Annotated in this window: 14 protein-coding genes; 3 read left to right on the forward strand and 11 right to left on the reverse strand. The window is 57.0% G+C overall.

Annotated elements, in window-relative coordinates; translation table 11 throughout:
- The 7 genes from ACZ5D1_RS10975 to dut all read right to left on the reverse strand — a co-directional run bounded on the left by ACZ5D1_RS10975 (position 1) and on the right by dut (position 5,634).
- Complete coding sequence (locus ACZ5D1_RS10975) at positions 1-693, reverse strand: amino acid ABC transporter permease (protein ID WP_011367400.1); 693 nt, start codon at positions 691-693, stop codon at positions 1-3.
- 9 nt (positions 694-702) lie between these two features.
- On the reverse strand, positions 703-1,404 hold the full coding sequence (locus ACZ5D1_RS10980) for an amino acid ABC transporter permease (RefSeq protein WP_011367399.1): 702 nt from the start codon (positions 1,402-1,404) through the stop codon (positions 703-705).
- 83 nt (positions 1,405-1,487) lie between these two features.
- The gene (locus ACZ5D1_RS10985; RefSeq protein WP_011367398.1) at positions 1,488-2,303 is read right to left on the reverse strand and encodes an ABC transporter substrate-binding protein; all 816 of its coding nucleotides are present in this window, start codon (positions 2,301-2,303) and stop codon (positions 1,488-1,490) included.
- A 65-nt stretch (positions 2,304-2,368) separates the two neighbouring features.
- The gene (locus tag ACZ5D1_RS10990) at positions 2,369-3,097 is read right to left on the reverse strand and encodes an amino acid ABC transporter ATP-binding protein (RefSeq protein WP_464554895.1); all 729 of its coding nucleotides are present in this window, start codon (positions 3,095-3,097) and stop codon (positions 2,369-2,371) included.
- 355 nt (positions 3,098-3,452) lie between these two features.
- On the reverse strand, positions 3,453-3,749 hold the full coding sequence (locus ACZ5D1_RS10995) for a hypothetical protein (RefSeq protein WP_011367396.1): 297 nt from the start codon (positions 3,747-3,749) through the stop codon (positions 3,453-3,455).
- A 187-nt stretch (positions 3,750-3,936) separates the two neighbouring features.
- Positions 3,937-5,139: an aspartate aminotransferase family protein gene (locus ACZ5D1_RS11000; protein WP_027181440.1), complete on the reverse strand. Its 1,203-nt coding sequence runs from the start codon at positions 5,137-5,139 to the stop codon at positions 3,937-3,939.
- Positions 5,140-5,184: 45 nt separating this feature from the next.
- Complete coding sequence (dut, locus tag ACZ5D1_RS11005; RefSeq protein ID WP_049753943.1) at positions 5,185-5,634, reverse strand: dUTP diphosphatase; 450 nt, start codon at positions 5,632-5,634, stop codon at positions 5,185-5,187.
- Positions 5,635-5,924: 290 nt separating this feature from the next.
- Here dut and glgP point away from each other — a divergent pair, with 290 nt between their 5' ends.
- The 3 genes from glgP (at position 5,925) to trmFO (ending at position 10,741) form a co-directional block, all read left to right on the forward strand.
- On the forward strand, positions 5,925-8,489 hold the full coding sequence (gene glgP / locus ACZ5D1_RS11010; RefSeq protein ID WP_011367393.1) for an alpha-glucan family phosphorylase: 2,565 nt from the start codon (positions 5,925-5,927) through the stop codon (positions 8,487-8,489).
- Positions 8,490-8,550: 61 nt separating this feature from the next.
- A complete protein-coding gene (locus ACZ5D1_RS11015) occupies positions 8,551-9,315 on the forward strand; it encodes a substrate-binding periplasmic protein (RefSeq protein WP_464554896.1) in 765 nt (254 codons plus the stop codon).
- An 85-nt stretch (positions 9,316-9,400) separates the two neighbouring features.
- On the forward strand, positions 9,401-10,741 hold the full coding sequence (gene trmFO / locus ACZ5D1_RS11020) for a methylenetetrahydrofolate--tRNA-(uracil(54)-C(5))-methyltransferase (FADH(2)-oxidizing) TrmFO (protein WP_011367391.1): 1,341 nt from the start codon (positions 9,401-9,403) through the stop codon (positions 10,739-10,741).
- Positions 10,742-10,848: 107 nt separating this feature from the next.
- Here trmFO and ACZ5D1_RS11025 read toward each other — a convergent pair whose 3' ends face one another.
- From ACZ5D1_RS11025 to ACZ5D1_RS11040, 4 genes are all read right to left on the reverse strand, one after another.
- Positions 10,849-12,912, reverse strand: a complete 2,064-nt coding sequence (locus tag ACZ5D1_RS11025) for an HD-GYP domain-containing protein (RefSeq protein WP_011367390.1) — start codon at positions 12,910-12,912, stop codon at positions 10,849-10,851.
- Between the two features lie 15 nt (positions 12,913-12,927).
- Positions 12,928-13,527, reverse strand: a complete 600-nt coding sequence (locus ACZ5D1_RS11030) for a transglutaminase-like cysteine peptidase (RefSeq protein WP_464554898.1) — start codon at positions 13,525-13,527, stop codon at positions 12,928-12,930.
- Between the two features lie 584 nt (positions 13,528-14,111).
- Positions 14,112-15,452, reverse strand: coding sequence for an HlyD family type I secretion periplasmic adaptor subunit (locus ACZ5D1_RS11035; protein WP_464554899.1), 1,341 nt, complete (start codon positions 15,450-15,452; stop codon positions 14,112-14,114).
- Between the two features lie 32 nt (positions 15,453-15,484).
- Positions 15,485-17,755, reverse strand: coding sequence for a type I secretion system permease/ATPase (locus tag ACZ5D1_RS11040; protein WP_081428092.1), 2,271 nt, complete (start codon positions 17,753-17,755; stop codon positions 15,485-15,487).
- Positions 17,756-18,010: the final 255 nt, after the last annotated feature.

The raw sequence follows: 18,010 nt of genomic DNA on the forward strand, positions 1-18,010 counted from the left end.
TTATCCTCTTGCCTGATAGCGCTTCATCTGCTTTTCCAGCCGGCGGCTGGCGGAAGTGAGCGCGTAACAGATAAGAAAGTACATGACAAGGATGGTAAAGTATATCTCCATGGGTGCGGAAAGGGTGCGGTTGTTCACCTGCACCGCGGCGCGGGTCAGCTCCGCCACACCTATCACGTATGCCAGCGAGGTATCTTTGGTCAGGCTGACAAACTGGTTCACAAATGAAGGTATCATGTTGCGCAGCGCCTGCGGCAGAATGACAAAACGCATGGCCTGCAGTTTGGTCAGGCCCGTACCGCGGGCCGCTTCCATCTGCCCTTGCGGCAGTGCAAGCACACCTGCACGCACTATTTCCGCTATATATGCACTGGTAAAGACCACAAAGGTTATCAATGCACATTCCACTTCGGGCAGCGTCTGCCCCAACACCACAGGTGCAAGAAAATAAAACCAGAACAGCAGAAGCAACAGCGGCGTTCCGCGGATAATTTCAATAAACAGCACCGCCGGCAACCGCACCGGCCAGCGTTTTGAAAGACGCATCAGCCCCAGGGCAAGCCCCAGCCAGAACGCACCCAGTATGCCGCCCAGTGACAGAACGATACTGAGCGCAATACCGCCGAGAGGCCCTTCGGGGTATGAACCGATAAGCAGATAATCAAGATTGTCCCAGACAACATTCCACTGCATGGCTGCCCCCTAATACCTGACGGTACGCAAAAAGTACCTGTTGTACTGGGTCACCGTAAAGGAAACAGCCAGCGAAATGCACAGATATACCAGCGTGGCCACTGTGAACGCCTCAAATCCGCGGAAAGTATACGACTCCACCTGACGGGTCATGTACGTCAGTTCCGCCACGCCTATGGTCATACACAGCGAGGAGTTTTTAATGAGGTTAAGCGCCTGCGATATGAGCGGCGGTACAATGATGCGGAACGCCTGCGGCAGAATGACATACCGCATGGACTGCAGAAAACTGAGTCCGCACGCGCGGGAAGATTCCAGCTGCGTTTTGGGAATGGCATTGATACCCGAGCGGATTTCTTCTGCTATGAACGCGGCGGTATACACCGTAAGTGCTATGACTCCCGCGGCAAACTCGAAATCGCGTGCATAAAGCCATTCGAGCACAGGCCGGGGCAGCAAACCGTCCGACCCGAAATACCAGAAAAATATCTGTACCAGCAGCGGCGTGTTACGGAAAAATTCTGTAAACCCGGCACTGAACCACACAAAAGGACGGATGCGTGAAAGACGCATGACCGCGATGACTGTACCCAGCACCAGAGCCAGAAACAATGACACAGCTGAAATTTTCAGCGTGAGCAGTACTCCGTCAATAATCCACTCACGGTATTCACCGGTCAGTACGACTTGCCAATCAAACGTATAATTCAAGGTGCTCTTCCATTGAAAACAGGGAAAAAGGGCGCGACGGATACGCCGCGCCCCCGCGGTAAACCAGCCTTACGGCCGCAGCACTAGTTGGGCCACAGTTCCATGGTCCACGTAAGCGGCAGATAATATCTGGAATCGGGACCGAACCATTTGTTGTACACCTTTTCATATTCGCCGGAACGCCACATGTCGTTCAGCGCCTTGTTTACAAAGTCGCGGAAGTCAGAATCATTTTCAGGCAATCCCAGCCCGTAGGGTTCGGCTGAAATATAGTCGCCGGCAATAACCCATTTTTCCGGTTCGGGGTCGGAATTTTTAAGCCCGAGCAGAATGGTGGAGTCCGTGGTGACGGCAGATGCCTTGCCCTGCTTGAGTGCAAGCATGGCCTGCGGGTATTCGTCAAAAGAAAGCACACGGCAGTCGGGCTGGGCGGCTTTGATGTTCTTTTCAGACGTCGAGCCTTTCACCGTGGCGACCTTTTTACCTTTCAGGTCGGCCACAGAGTTGATACCGCTGTCTTTGGCAACCAGTATTTTCTGCCCGTCCATGAAGTACGTAATGGAAAAATCGATCACGTTATCGCGTTCATGCTTGTGTGTCATGGTTGCCGCCGCGATATCGACGGAACCCTGCGTGACCATGGGAATCCGTGTGGCCGAGGTGACTGTCTTCAGCTCAAGCTCGACCCCGAGCTGTCCGGCAATGTAACGGCAGATATCCACATCAAAGCCCACAAGCTGCTTCGAGTTTTCATCCACAAAACCGAAAGGAACGACCGAGTCCTTCACCCCTGCCACCAGCACGCCGCGATCCTTGATCTCTTCGATTTTTCCGGCAGAAGCGGTAGCCGCCGAAAAGATCATGCCCAATGCAACGGCAATCAACAGAAGTCTTTTCATGTAACAATCTCCATTGTTAGTCGTTTTCCGGCCGGCCCTCTGGCATGCCGACATATCCAGCATTTTTACAATATTTCTTTAAGGAACGCTTTCGTCCTTTCATGTTTGGGGTTGGTAAAGAACTCCGCCGGAGAGGCTTCTTCAAGAACGCGGCCTGCGTCCATGAAAACAACCCTGTCCGCCACTTCACGGGCAAAGCCCATTTCATGCGTCACGCACAGCATGGTCATGCCTTCGCGGGCAAGGTCCTTCATGCAGTTCAGAACCTCATTGATCATTTCCGGATCAAGAGCCGATGTGGGTTCGTCAAACAGCATCACTTTGGGCCGCATGGCAAGTGCACGGGCAATGGCCACACGCTGCTGCTGCCCGCCCGAAAGCTCCACAGGGTATTTACCGGCCTGATCATGGATACCCACACGCTCCAGCAACTCCATGGCCACAGTTTCCGCCTTGATACGCTCAACCCTGCGCACCTTCAGAGGGGCCAGTGTCACGTTCTGCAGAACGGTGAGATGCGGATAGAGGTTGAACTGCTGAAACACTATGCCCACTTCCGTGCGCAGTTCGTTCACATCCACCGCCTTGTCATGGATGGAGCGCCCTTCAAGCATGATGCTGCCCTTCTGGATATCCTCCAGCCGGTTGAGGCAGCGGATAAATGTGGATTTTCCCGAGCCGGAAGGGCCGCAGATAACAAGAACTTCGCCTTTTTCAACTGATTCGCTGATGCCCTTGAGGACATGAAAATCGCCGTACCATTTATGAATATCGTTGAATTCGATCATTGCCATAAGTCAGGCCGCTCTCTTCCCGCAGCCCCGCAGGGCATACAGCTGCTCAAAATTGTCAAACGCCGAACGGGGTGGTTTCCGGATTTCAACACCGGACAGCAGGACAGCACCGCACGGCAGAGTCATCCGACGACATCAAAAAAGATGCTTTTATCACGCGGATGCGTCACGCTTTTCATTTTCTCCGTGTCCAGCTTTTTCCTACGCAATGAAAAAACATATTGTCAAGCCCAGCTTGTTACATAATTGTAAAACAAATAAAAACAGACATGTTATGCGACATGTGACACCACAAAAAAAGGGCGCGACACCTTGCCGCAACCCTTTTGCAGGAGCACATAATAACCGGAGACCGTCATGAGTACATATCGATTATGCTGCCGACACCGGAATAGGCAGGACCCAGCACATCCTTGCCGAACTGGTAGGACTGCGCCACTGGATCGCCTTTGCCGAACACTGGCCCGTTCATATAATCCAGCGTCTTGGAAACGACAGCCGCACCAAATGTCTGCCTGTCGGCAGGCACAGCCTGAGCGGAAGACGGCATGACACCGTTCATATAGTCAAGGGTTTTGGTGACCACCGCAGCCCCTGCCGTCTGCCTGTCATACACTTTCGGCCAGCCTGCCTGAGCGGATGTTATGTTCATGCTGCCTCCGTCATTTTTGTCTTTTTCGTCAATACGCACTGTACGCCATACCAATATAGCAGACTACACATCAGGCACACATTATTTTTCCGCCCTGCTGGCGGAAAGGCACAAAAAAACGGTGCAGCCCGCATCAGGCTGCACCGTTGACAATTTCATCACCGGATCAAAAAGTACCGGTGAAAAACTATACAGTGCGCTCGCTCAGTATTTCTTCCAGCGCAGTCAGAAAGTCCTGCAGGTACGTTTCCGGCACTGTCAGCGCAGGCAACAGGCGCAATACCCGTTCCTGCGTCAGATTAAGCACAAAACCGCGCCGGAGCAGCTCTTCCCACACTTCCCTGCCGGGAAATGTCAGCACAATGCCTATCATAAGCCCCAGCCCGCGTACCTCCTGTATGGTACCGGGCAGACGGGCGGCCAGACTGCGCACATCAGCCATGAAAGCCCCGCCCACCCGCTCGGCGCGTTCGGCAAGCTTTTCCTGCTGCATGATATCCACAACACGGGCCGCCACAGCCGAAACAAGAGCTCCGGCGCCAAAGGTGGTGGCGTGGCTGCCGGGTTCAAACCCTTTAGCGGCTTCGTCGGTGGCCAGCATGGCTCCCATGGGCAGCCCGTTGGCCAGCGCCTTGGCGCTGGTAACCACATCGGGCGTCAGTCCGTAATGCTGAAAAGCCCAGAACCTTCCGGTACGGCACATGCCCGACTGCACTTCGTCCACCATGAAAAGCACCCCGTGACGGCGGCAGATATCCTGCACACCCTGTGCATATTCCGGGGTCATGGGGCGGATACCGCCTTCGCCTTGCACAATTTCGGCCAGCACGGCCACCACGTCGTCGTCCATGGCCGCTTCCAGCGCATCCAGACTGCCCCACTCCACCTGCCGGAACCCCTGCGGGATGGGCGCAAAGCCGTCCTGAAACTTTGCCTGCCCCGTGGCTGCCACAGTGGCAAGCGTTCTGCCGTGAAAAGCGCCGGTAAGCGTTATCACCGTACCGGCATCGCGTTCCTTGACCCGCTGCGCATAGCGGCGGGCCAGCTTTATGGCCGCTTCGTTGGCTTCTGCGCCGGAATTGCAGAAAAACGCCTTGCCCAGATGGGTGGTGCCGAGCAGTTTTTCCGCCAGCTCCAGCTGTTCCTGCTGGTAAAACAGATTGGAAAGATGCACCAGCCTGCCGGCCTGCGCGTGCATGACCTCTGCAAGAGCGGGATGGCAATGTCCCAGATTGGTAACGGCTATGCCTGAAAGCAGGTCAATGTATTCCCTGCCGGAAAAATCTGTCAGAACACTGCCCCGGGCGGACGCAACAGCCAGCGGATATCTGCCGTATGTTCTGCAGAGCAGAGATTCTTCACGCTGTTTCAATTCATCGAACGTAGTCATTGCAATGCACTCCTGTGCCGGAAAAAAGCTGAGAAAAAGACGGGATCAGATACGTCCCGTATGACCGAAGCCGCCGGTTCCGCGCTGCGTATCGCCCAGCTCTGCAACCTGCTGCAGTTCGGCCTGAAAAAAAGGCTGAAACACAAGCTGCGCGATACGCTCGCCTCGTCGCAGCCGCTGTTCCCCGCCCGAGGTATTCAGCAATGACACAATGATTTCGCCGCGGTAGTCCGGATCGATGACCCCCACGCCCTGACTGACAGTAAGCCCTTTTTTGGTTCCCAGCCCGCTGCGCGAATACACAAATCCGGCCACGCCCTGCACCATGGGTTCCACGGCGATGCCCGCGGGTATCGCCAGCCGCCCTCCGGCAGGAATGACAGCCTCGTCGCTTTCCATACAGGCCCGCAGGTCAAGCCCGGCGGAACAGGGGGTGGCGTACTGCGGCGCATCCCCGGCTTCACCGTTTTCATACAATTCCTGCGCGTTGCCCATATACCTGAAGCGGACGGCTATACGGGGCTGGACACAGCCCTGATCGTCTGTTTTGCTCACAGAATGCTCCTGATGAAGGGTAATTGCACACTACCGTGCAGCCCGAAAGGCAGCACGGAAAAGAAAGTGTTATGACACTCGGCAAGGCAAGTCAAAATCTGCAGATGCTTTTCGTCAATTTGTGTTGATGCATACCCGCGGAACAAGGTATCTTCACCGGAAACACCGTACCGTAACCGGTACCCAAAGGCACATCCGTGCACCTGAACGCGATACGCAGGAGGTCGCACATGCACCCCGTAAAGGTATTCAATGTCACTCCCCGGCTTCCGGAAGGGCTGGAACCGCTGTGGGATCTGGCGTACAATTTCTGGTTTGCGTGGAACGCAGGCATAGAAGAGCTTTTTGCCCAGATAGACTACAGGTTGTGGCAGCGCTGCGCCAAAAACCCCGTTGAATTTCTGAACAATGTCCCTCAGGCAACGCTGCGGGAACTGGCCGCGGACGCCATCTACAAGGAACGTCTTGCAGAAGCTCACCAACAGCTGCAACGTTATCTGGGCGCTCCGGTGGACAAAGACTTTCATATTGAAGACGAACGCCAGCCGGTGGTCGCCTATTTCAGTCTCGAATTCGGCGTTTCCACCTGTCTGCCCATTTATTCCGGCGGGCTGGGCATTCTTGCCGGCGATCATCTGAAATCTGCCAGCGACCTGAATCTGCCGCTTATCGGTATCGGGCTGGCATACCGGCAGGGGTACTTCCGCCAGTACATGACCCCCGACGGCTGGCAGCAGGAGCGCTACCCCGACTATGATTTTGAACAGATGCCCCTGACAGCGGCCACGGCACCGGACGGCACCGCAGCCATGGTGCGGCTGAACATAGGCGACCGCCCCCTTGCCGCACGCATATGGAAAGCACAGGTGGGCAGAGTGGCCCTGTACCTGCTGGACACCAATATTCCAGAAAACCCGCCGGATTTCCGTGAAGTAACCGCGCGCCTGTACGGCGGCGGACTGGAAATGCGTCTGTGGCAGGAGATACTAATAGGCATAGGCGGCATAAAGGCATTGGAAGCGCTGGGGCTGAACCCCAAAGTCATACACATGAACGAGGGACATTCCGCCTTTGCCGGGCTGGAACGCGTGCGCCTGTTCATGAAAAACTGCGGACTGTCTTTCGAGGCGGCGCTGGAGCTGGCGGCCTCAAGTTCCGTATTTACCACGCACACCCCCGTGCCCGCCGGCAACGACCGTTTTCCGCCGGACCTCATGCAGCGCTATTTCGAACCGTATTCCCGCGATATGGGGCTTGCCTTCAAGGTTTTTCTGGCCCTCGGCAGAGAAAACCCGCACGACGACGGCGAACCTTTCTGCATGACCGTGCTTGCGCTCAGACTTTCGCGGTTCAACAACGGCGTGTCCATATTGCACGGCAAAGTCTCACGCAACATGTGGAAACAGGTCTGGAACCAGTATCCGGTGGAAGACATTCCCATAGGCGCTCTGACCAACGGAGTTCACGCTCCTTCGTGGGTAGCCCCCGACATACAGTCGCTGTTCGACAGATATCTGGGCCCCAACTGGCGCGAAGATCCGGACTGCCAGCGCGTATGGGGGCAGGCGGACAGCATATCCGACGCGGAGCTGTGGCGCACGCACGAAAGGCTGCGCGCACGGCTCGTGGACTATGTCCGCGGCAGACTTATCCGTCAGCTTACAGCGCAGGGGGCCCGCAAAGCAGACCTGCAGGTGGCGCAGGAGGTGCTCAATCCCGAAGCCCTGACCATAGGCTTTTCACGCCGTTTTGCCACATACAAGCGGGCCAACCTGCTGCTGCAGAACAAAGAACGCCTTATCAGGCTGGTCACGGACAAGGAACGTCCCGTGCAGTTCATCTTTGCCGGCAAAGCCCACCCGCAGGATCAGGCCGGCAAACAGATAATCAAGGAAATAATATCCCTGTGCCGCACGGAAGAATGCCGCTACAGCATGGTCTTTCTGGAAGACTACGACATGGACGTGGCGGCGCATCTTGTTTCCGGCTGCGACATATGGCTCAACAATCCCCGCAGACCGCTGGAAGCCTGCGGCACCAGCGGCATGAAAGCCATGCTCAACGGCGTGCTGCAGTTCAGCACTCTGGACGGATGGTGGGACGAAGCCTACCTGCCCGACAACAGCCTGGGATGGGCCATAGGCAAAGGTGAAGAATACGAAGACCTTGAATATCAGGATTTCGTGGAAATACAGACTCTCTACAATATTCTTGAAAAAGATATTGTTCCGGAGTTTTACGACCGCGGACACGGCGGCATGCCGCGCGCATGGGTGGGCCGCATGAAAAATGCCATCAGGCAGCTGGGCCCCAGGTTCAACTCGCACCGCATGGTGGAAGACTATAAGGCCACGGCCTATCTGCCCGCATATGAAAACTACCTGCGGCTTACCAGCGACAGTTTCGCCCGTGCCCGCGAACTGGCATCATGGCGCATGGACATGATGACCCGCTGGGGGCAGGTGTCCATACACAACGTGCGTGCCTACGAACACGAATCCATACATGTGGGACAGACAGTGACGGTGGAAGCCGCCGTAGCGCTGAACGGCATAGCCCCCGAAAGCATTCTTGTAGAAGTATACGCAGGGCCGGTGGGGCTGGACGGCAGTTTTGCCGGCAGGACCATCTATCCCATGGAACCGGCCGAAGAAACACAGGACGGTATGAGAATGTACAGAGGAAAGGCAACCCCGCTCGAAGCAGGCAGGTTCGGCTTTACCGTGCGGGCCGTGCCGTCTCATCCGCTGCTGCTTGACCCCCATTCGCTCGGGCTCATACGCTGGGCTTCATAACACCAACGGCGCACCCCGCACACAGGGGCGGGGTGCGCCACAGCTCACAAAGGCCCTGAGCATGCTGCACCGATTGCTGTTCATCTGCTGCCTGCTTGCAGCAGGCGTCTGCCTGATCTCTTCACCGGCCGCATCGCGGCCCGTGGCGGAACTGGCAACACTGGAATGGCCTCCGTACTCCGGCAGCTATCTGGACAGACAAGGCTATGCCAGCGAAGTAGTACGTCAGGCTTTCGCCGCATCGGGCATGGACACCCGCCTGCATTTTTTCCCCTGGGAACGGGCCATCCGCAGCATGAAACATCATGGATATGCCGGATATACGCCGGAATATTACTCTGAAACCCGGCGTGACTGTCTTTTTTCCGCCCCGTTTCCCGCCGGCCCGCTGTTTCTTTTTCAGCTGCGGGGCAGAAACCTGCACTACACCAGTCTCGACGACCTGCGCGGACTGCGCATAGGAACTGTCTCAGGCTATGTAAACACAGACGCCTTCGACAGCGCAGAGTTTCTGCTCAAAGATCCCGCGGTGGATGATGTATCAAACCTGCGCAAACTGCTTGCAGGCAGGGTGGATGTCATTGTCGGCGACGCTCTGACCCTGCGCTTTCTGCTCACCCGCGAGCTTGGTCTGCCCGCCGGCACCATAGAGCCTCTTGAGCCTCCGCTGGATAACAAATCGCTGCATGTCTGCTTCAACCCGCAGCATCCGGCTGCAGGCGACTATATAAGCGCTTTTAACAGGGGGCTGGAGCAGATGCGGCACAACGGCACCCTGAAAGCGCTGCACAGCAGGCTGTACGACGCATATATGCCGGGCATGTGACGGCACGGGCCGCTGCCTCTTGCCTTGCGCCCCGCAATGGCATAGGTGCATGGCACAAAAACACACCAAACAATCGGAGAACGCCTTGACCGCTCTTACCTCTGCGGCAATTGTCGGCGGCGGCCTTGCCGGATGCGAATGCGCCCGCAAGCTGGCACGCGCCGGTATCGCCGTGACTCTTTTTGAAATGAAGCCCCACAGCTTTTCACCCGCCCATTCCTCGCCCGAACTGGGCGAGCTGGTATGTTCCAACTCGTTGCGCTCCGACGAGCCCGAAGCGGGCGTCGGCGTTTTGAAACAGGAGATGCGCGCACTGGGCAGTCTGGTGATGGAAGTGGCAGAAGCCACGCGTGTTCCGGCCGGTAAAGCACTGGCAGTCGACAGAGGTCTTTTCGCAGCCTCCATGACGGCAGCCATGGAGGCTGAACCGGGCATCACGCTGATACGTCGGGAAATCACTTCGCTGGACGACCCCGCCCTGCAGGGGTTCGACGCGGTGGTCATCGCCGCCGGTCCTGTGGCCAGCGAAAGCCTGAGCCGCAGCCTTGCCGATGCAGTGGGGGCGACACACCTGTATTTCTACGACGCCATAGCCCCCATCATCAGCGCAGACTCCGTAAATATGGAAAAAGCCTTCTGGGGTTCACGCTATCGCCCGGAAGACACCGACTATCTGAACTGCCCCATGAACCGCGAAGAATATTTCGCCTTTCGCGAGGCGCTGGTGGAAGGCGAAAAGGCCGCTACCAAAGATTTTGAAAAAGAACTGCACTTTGAAGGCTGCATGCCCATCGAGGCGCTGGCCGAGCGGGGAGAAATGACGTTGGCGTTCGGCCCGTTCAAACCCGTGGGACTGGACGATCCGCGCACCGGCAGACGCCCCTTTGCCGTGGTGCAGCTGCGTACCGAAAACCTGAACAAAACCATGTTCAACCTTGTGGGCTGTCAGACAAAGCTCAAGTACGGTGAACAGGACAGGATTTTCCGCATGATTCCGGGTCTGGAAGACGCGGAATTCGTGCGCTACGGCTCGGTGCACCGCAACACCTACGTCAATGCGCCGCAGGTGCTCAACGGCGACCAGTCGCTGAAAAACCGCCCCGACGTATTTCTGGCCGGACAAATCACCGGAGTGGAAGGCTATGTGGAGTCCGCCGCCAACGGCATGTGGCTGGGCATGATGCTTGCGGCCCGCAAGCACGGAGAAAACATCCCCCAGCCGCCTGTTGAGTGCGCTCTGGGTGCGCTGGCGGCCCACCTGCGCACTCCGGTAAAAAAGTTTCAGCCTTCCAACATCAACTTCGGTCTGACTCCGGAGCTGAATCAGCGGGCACGCAAAAAAGACCGCAAGGCCCTGTACGCCGAACGGGCACGCGAAAACTTTACACAGTGGTACGCGTTGCTTCCCGCATCAGCCCGCAGCTGAAAGTACCGTTAGCTCCGCAGCAAAAAACCGGCGGAACGTCATGCGTTCCGCCGGTTTTCTTATCCACTGACGCCCCTGCGCAGCAGAGTTGCACCGTCCCGCAGGGGTCAAGCCCTGCCGGCGTTTTCCAGACCCTGCAGCAGTTTTTCGCCTGTGGCCGATTCCACAACTTCACGCAGGCGGGCGATCACTTCGGCATCGTACTTGTCCTGCATCCGTTCCAGCGCGTCCAGCGTATCATCCACCGGTACTGCCGGACGATACGCACGGGGGCGCACCATGGCGCAGAAGGTATTTATCACCGCCAGAATCCGCGCCGGACTGCTGATGGCAGCACCTGAAATTCCGGCAGGATAACCGCTGCCGTCAAGCTTTTCATTCATCTGTTCGATGACCTGCAGCACAGGCAGGTCAAACTCGATGTCCGCCAGAACCATGCGGGCATGTTCCACATGGCGCTCCATCTCTTTTTTTTCCCGCTCGTCAAGCGCGCCGGGCTTATTCAGTATCTCCTTGGGCACAAACACCTTGCCCACCTGCGACAGGTTGGCAGCCGCCTGCACTGTGGCCACTTCCAGCGCGGAAAGCCCCATGGCTTTGGCCACCTGCGCCGACAGCCCGCTCATGGTGCGGGAATGACCGGCCAGATAAGGGTCTGAATGTTCAATGGTGCGCACCAGCGCATCCACTGTCTGCTGCACCAGCTTGCGTGAACGTTCCTGCGCTTCAGCCAGTTCCGTAATATCGCGGAACACATACACAAGGCCGCTCCAGTCACGGCGGGCGATACGGAAAGGCGTCTTGGAAATCTGGAAATAATACTTTCTGGACTGCAGATAGATTGTTTCGCTGATGGTCTGAGGCTCGTTGGACATGAGCACCTGCTCATCGGTGGCAGTAAGCCTGCGGGCCGTGTCAAACCCGAAAACAGCAGCAAAATCAAGACCGTCGAGTTCTTTTTCAGAACGCCCCACAGCCTCGGCAAACGCTCTGTTGGCGTAGCGGATAACGCCTTTATCGTCTTTCAGGCAGATAAAGTCGGCAATGGTGGCATTGATGCTGTCCAGAAAGCGTTTCTGCTCTTCCACCTGACCTGCCAGCTTGCTCATTTCACGGGCAACCTTGCGGCTTTCCACGCCCACCAGCCACCACCAGAACCCGCCCAGCATGCACAGAATGACCAGCGTGCTCAGCACACCGAACCCGACCACAGCCCGCGCCCGCTGCTGCAGCGGCTCTCTGGCTACGTCAATATCGGCCTCCTGCACCAGCCACCAATCCAGCCCGGGCACCCGCAGCCCCATGGAATAGACTTCTCCGCTGCCCGAAACCGATGTACGGCTGCCGAAAGGCAGGGCGTCATCCCCCAGCGACAGACCGGCCGAGGTGCGCACGCCCTCCGCCAGCCACGGTGCGACTTCCTCAGCCCGCTCACCCGAGCGCTGCAGCAGCTTCATGCTCTGCCCTCTGCCATGTCCCCCCTGCAGGATATCTCCCAGTTTGGCAGAGACATTTTTAGTCAGCATAAGCACGGCAACAGGCGTCGGTTCTTTTGATTCGTAACGCGGCGGATAAATGGGCAGAAACAGATCGACAACCAGTCCGGCAGAGCTGAGCCGGATATTGGAAAAAACAGGCAGGCCCGTCTGCTGTGTTCTGTCCGCATACTGCCGCTGAACCGGAGTAAGCGGCCGGACGGATGCATCGGTGGCGATATAGCTGCTGCCCTGCCGGTTCATGATTCTTCCGGAAACAAAGTCGGAATACTGCACAAACTCCCGCAGCAGATTGCGCATCATGGGCAGCTGCACGGCCAGTTCAGTGTTTTCTCCGCTCAGCAATGCCGAAAGATCGTCGTCCAGCGTGTCCACTTCTGAAGCATACAGCCGGAAAAGGTCGGCATTGATAAGCCTGTTGCCCTGTTCCACCATGGCATCAAGCCATGTGGTCACCACGTTGACCTGCCCGTTGAGCATGATGCTCTGCTGTTTGCGCACCGATTCCTCAAGGTCCGCATTCAGGTTGCGGATGCTGACCAGCACCAGCGTTGCAGCGGTCGCCACTGTGAACAGGGCGGCGACTATTCCAAACCACAACAACTTTGATCCGGCTCCGGTTCTGCCGCTGCCGCGGCTCAGCTCACGCGTTCTGTCGGAAGCAGTTTCTGCCATGGTAGTCTCCAAAATCTATTGTTTTCCTTCCGCTTTGCCTGTTGCGGCAGGCCGCACGGGAATGTGCGCCCAGCGGTACTCTTCATTCACCGAATATTGCGGCCGGTAATGGGAATACCGGTCGTGCGTCAACACAAGATCAGAAAGATTATCAAGGACGTAAGCCTTTGCGTCCAGAAAAACCACCAGCACCGCATGCCCTATGCCGCGGATGGAATCAAGAAGCACCACAATACGCAACGCGTCGGCCGGAAAGCCCAGCATCCGCAGCGCAAAATATTTGCTTATGGCGTAGTCCTCGCAGTCGCCGGAGTGACGCATGAACTCCGCAGGAGTGGCCCAGAAATCAGATACTCCGTAAATTTCCACATCCAGCCGGTAGGGCCAGCGGTTAAAAAACGCATTGACCATACGCAGCTTTTCCATGGGCGGTGCTCCGGCAGCTCTGTCCGCTACGGACTTCCACCCTTCTCCTCTGCCGCCTGCCGGTGCATCCGGACCGGACACAGTCTGCTTCTGCAGCACCGGATTACGACGGTTTTCGCGCAGCACACGTTCCCATTTGGGCAAGGCCTTCAGCGGACCGCGAAACGCCACGGTATTGAACAACCGCACGCCTTCTTTCTGTGCCCCGCCGATTACCTTTATACTACCGGATGCATTATTCCGCGCTGCTGCACGCGCTTGCGGCGCCGTCGCGCCGTCAGCAGAAACAGAACGACGGATGCTGAAGACAGGAGGATTGCTGCTCCCTGCCCGGTCTTCACTTTCTGCCCTCCGGTCCGGCACTCCGTCCGGCGCGGTTGCTGTACTGTTCCGGGCCGCTGTTGCATTTTTCCTGCCCGGAACTCCGTCGGGGGCCGGATCCGCCGCCGCACCGTTGCGCACTGTATCCGCTGCATCGGCCAATGTCTGAACACGGGGCGCAGACTGTGTGCCGGCATCGCGGTCTGCACGGTCTGCAGCCGCCTGCGCCGCGGCGTTGCTCCTGACATCCTGAGCAGTTCCGGACGCCGCCTTTTCAGGAGCAGCGGCGGGTCTTGCACCGCCTCCGAGACATGTCAGCGGTATGACAACACACAGCCAGACTCCGGCCGCCAGCATGCAGCGTTTGCATATACTCTGCCGTCCGCGCGCAGTCAGGCGGCGGACAGTATGCAGAAAGGCGGCGGTAACGCCCCGGCCACGCGTGTTTTCCATCAACGCTCCCTGAGCGCGTTCTGTCTGGCCTTCAGAATGGGCTTAAGCAGGTAATCGAGCACGGTCTTTTTGCCCGTAAGAATATCCACCGTGGCCATCATGCCCGGAATAATGGGCAACTGCTCGCCCCTGTACTGTATGGCGCTTGCTCTGGTACGCAGCTTGACCAGATAAAAACTGTTGCCATCATTATCCTGAATGGTATCGGCGCTTATCTGCTCCACCTTGCCTTCCAGACCGCCGTACACCGAAAAATCATATGCAGTTATCTTTACAGTGGCTTTCTGCCCGGGATGCAGAAAAGCGATATCCTGAGGCCTGATGCGGGCTTCTATCAGCAGAGTATCGTCCAGCGGAACAATCTGCATAATTGATTCACCGGGCTTCACCACCCCGCCGATGGTGTTGATATTGATTTTTTTCACGGTACCGCGCACAGGAGAACGCACATCGGTACGGGTGACTCTGTCGCCGCCTGCGGACAGGGTTTCCTGCAACGAGCGCAGTTCAACCTGACGTCTGTTCATCTCTTCCAGCGCCTCGCTGCGATATTCCGCTTCGCGCTGCCGTATACGTTCCCGCGCTTCTTCAGCCGCAAACCGTGCACGCGGTATATTCAGTGCCAGCGAATCTATTTCTCCGCGCAGTGAAATGACCTTCTGCTCAAGAGTCAGGTAATCCACACGCGGGTATACCTTTTTTTCCATCAGCGGACGGGCAATGTCACGCTGTTCCATGGCCACACGCAGGCTGCTTTCCAGATTCTGCCTGCGCTGTACCATTTCCTGCACTTCTTTTATTTTCTGTTCGCGCTGGTTTTCCAGCACGCGCAGTTCCACCTGCTGCTGCTGCCGTTTTGCCGCAGCAATGGAAGCCTGCCCCTGTATAACCAGCGGGGCGCTCTGCATGACATCTTCGGGAAAAACAATCTCGCGCCAGCCTTCCAGTTCAGCCTCCAGTCTGGCTATGGCGGCTTTGTGCTCCAGTGACTTTGAATAGGCGTCGCGGTAAAAACTGGCCGCGGCTTCATTGTCAATGCGTACAAGAATATCGCCTTTTTCCACAATCTGCCCTTCCGAAACGGCGATCTCCTGCAGAATGCCCCCTTCAAGGTTCTGGATTTCCTGCACGCGCTGCGACGGGATGACCTGTCCCAGCCCTCTGGTCACTTCATCCAGCACGGCAAAATGCGCCCAGATAACCAGCACGCCGAACAACAAGGCCACGCGGGCTGAAAGCATAAAGGCAAAGGGGTGCCCCCTGCGACGCAGGGCGGCATCAACCTCGCTCATATATTCGATATCTTCAAGACGGTACCCGTCAGTTCCGCGTCTGTTCATCCGCTGTGCTCCGTTTAGTCAGACCGTACGCTTCATGCCCGTGCCGCCGCCCCGCCGCGTGCCATCCCTGCCGGGGCTGCCGTGCGCACCTGTTCCGAGGCCAGCGCTTCAAGCACCTTGTCCTTGGGGCCGTCGGCCACCACTTTGCCGTGGTCCAGCACCACAAGTCTGTCCACAAGATCAAGCATACTCATGCGGTGTGTCACCAGTATAAGGGTCTTGCCTGCTATTATGGATGCAAGACGCTTTTTAAGATTATATTCCGCGCTATTGTCCATGTTGCTGCTAGGTTCATCCATAATGAGAATTTCCGGATCATGCAGCAGGGCGCGGGCAATGACCACTGCCTGCCGCTGCCCGCCGGAAAGGGCCATGCCCCGCTCACCCACCGGCATGCCGAAGCCTGCGGGATGGGTGCGCACAAATTCGGTCACACCGGCAAGCGTGGCCGCACGGAGTATCATCCGGTCATCAAGGTCGGGCTGGCCCAGCGCTATGTTGTCTCTCACCGATCCGTAAAACAGATAGTTATCCTGCGAGACATAGCCCGTGCGGGCACGCAGGTCGGCCACATCCAGCTGACGGATATCAACCCCGCCCACTTTCACCGCGCCTTCCACCGGCTGATACAACCCCACGCACAACCGCCCGAGTGTGCTTTTGCCCGATCCCATCTTGCCGATAACACCGACACGCTCTCCGGGGCGGATATGCAGATTGACATTTTCCAGCGCATACCGCTCTGCACCGGGGTACTTAAAGGTAAGCTGCTCAAGCCTGATGTCGTGAGAAAGGCCGGAATAGTCAAAATAGGTCTGGTCTTCGGAACGCTCCAGAGGCGCCTTCATAAGCATATCGAGCGACTTGAGCGCCATACGCGACTGCTGCAGGCGCGAAAGCATGGCCGCTATCTGGCTTAATGGTGCCATGGCCCTGCCTGCCAGAATGTTGCAGCCGATAAGCGCCCCCATGGTAAGCCTGCCGTCAGCGATGAGGTAGACCCCCCAGACGATAATGCCCACGCTCACCAGCTGGGCGGAAAGAAACGAAAACGTGACCGAAAGATTGGCAAGGCGTTTGGCCTGCTGGTTGGATTCGGCACTCATGCCGACAACCCTTTCCCACAGGTGCTGCATGCGCCCTTCTGCCTGCGATGTTTTGACTGTTTCAAGCCCGTTGATGATTTCGATAAGCAGCGCGTTTTTCTGGGCCGCCTCTTTATAGCCGGCTTCAACCACGCGCTGAAAAGGATACTGCAGCAGAATGCCGGCAATGGTGACCACAGGCACCGCGATGGCAGGAATAAACGCCAGCGGTCCGCCGATGAAATAAATGATCAGTATGAAAATGAACAGAAAAGGCAGGTCCACCAGCGCCAGTAACGTTGTGGAGCTGAAAAATTCACGCAGTGATTCGAACTCGCGCAGATTGTTTGCCAGTGCGCCTGTGGAGTCCGGCTTGTTGTCCAGCCGCATCCCCATAAGGTGCTGCAGCAACCTGCTGGCCAGAACGATATCTGCGTTTCTGCCCGCAACATCCACAAAATAGCTGCGCAGATTGCGCAGCAGAAAATCAAACGTATAGGCTATGATAATTCCCACAGCCAGCACCCACAGCGTTTCCAGCGCGTTGTTGGGCACCACCCTGTCGTACACGTTCATAAAAAAAAGCGGAGAAGCGATGACAAGCAGGTTGGTGACCAGACTGGCGACAATAACATGCTTGTATATGGGCATGAAATTCCAGATGGTACCCCAGAACCAGCGTTTGGTTTTCAACAGTTTGATACTGCTTGCGCGCTTGTCCAGCCGCTTGTGCAGCTTGCAGTACATGGCGTATCCGGCAAACTCATTTTCCAGCCGTTCAAGCGGAACCTGCTGTTCGCGCTCGCCGGACTCCGGAAAGATAACCGTGGCTTCTTCATCGTCCACAGCCGTAAGCACGCAGGAATGTCCGCCTTTGAGCAACAGAATGCACGGCAGGGTCAGCACGGAAATGTCGGCAACGGACTTACGCAGCACCATGCGTGCATCCATACCCGCATGGCTGGCCGAACGGATGCACGCAGCAGGCTTCAGTTCGCCCTGCCGCACAGGCAGAAATGATTTAAGGACATTTATGGAAACAGGCTTGCCCAGCAGCCGGAACATTGTGCACAGGCTGCGCAGCAACGCGTGTTCATAGTCAACATTTTTCGGAGAAGGCGCAAAATGCTCCGGCGCAGAAGGACGCTCCCCCGCCCCGCCGTGGTCTGCGGAATCCTGCCGCATGCCTTTATCCTCGCTTTCTTTTATGTCAGCCATTATCCCCCCGAATAAAAAAGATCGCCGTCAGGGCCGCCCGCGGATACTACTGCAGAGGCGCGGCAGACAGCCGGGCCTGCAACACGTTCCGGATGCAACCCCGCAGACTTACACAGGCGGTGCACCTGTTATCTGCACGGGAATAGCCCGCCGGTGAGGGTGCGTCAACTACAGGGCCCGATCCGGCAGCATACGGCGCCTGTTCTTCAGTGTACGCTGCTAAATAGAAAAGATTCTTGTTCCTGTCATTAATAT

The sequence above is a fragment of the Oleidesulfovibrio vietnamensis genome (assembly GCF_055388115.1).

Coding starts and splice junctions, on each gene's coding strand:
- ACZ5D1_RS10975 (WP_011367400.1), bottom strand. CDS start 693: ATGCAGTGGAATGTTGTCTGGGACAATCTTGATTATCTGCTTATCGGT.
- ACZ5D1_RS10985 (WP_011367398.1), bottom strand. CDS start 2,303: ATGAAAAGACTTCTGTTGATTGCCGTTGCATTGGGCATGATCTTTTCG.
- ACZ5D1_RS10990 (WP_464554895.1), bottom strand. CDS start 3,097: ATGGCAATGATCGAATTCAACGATATTCATAAATGGTACGGCGATTTT.
- ACZ5D1_RS10995 (WP_011367396.1), bottom strand. CDS start 3,749: ATGAACATAACATCCGCTCAGGCAGGCTGGCCGAAAGTGTATGACAGG.
- ACZ5D1_RS11000 (WP_027181440.1), bottom strand. CDS start 5,139: ATGACTACGTTCGATGAATTGAAACAGCGTGAAGAATCTCTGCTCTGC.
- dut (WP_049753943.1), bottom strand. CDS start 5,634: ATGGGCAACGCGCAGGAATTGTATGAAAACGGTGAAGCCGGGGATGCG.
- glgP (WP_011367393.1), top strand. CDS start 5,925: ATGCACCCCGTAAAGGTATTCAATGTCACTCCCCGGCTTCCGGAAGGG.
- ACZ5D1_RS11015 (WP_464554896.1), top strand. CDS start 8,551: ATGCTGCACCGATTGCTGTTCATCTGCTGCCTGCTTGCAGCAGGCGTC.
- ACZ5D1_RS11025 (WP_011367390.1), bottom strand. CDS start 12,912: ATGGCAGAAACTGCTTCCGACAGAACGCGTGAGCTGAGCCGCGGCAGC.
- ACZ5D1_RS11035 (WP_464554899.1), bottom strand. CDS start 15,452: ATGAACAGACGCGGAACTGACGGGTACCGTCTTGAAGATATCGAATAT.
- ACZ5D1_RS11040 (WP_081428092.1), bottom strand. CDS start 17,755: ATGGCTGACATAAAAGAAAGCGAGGATAAAGGCATGCGGCAGGATTCC.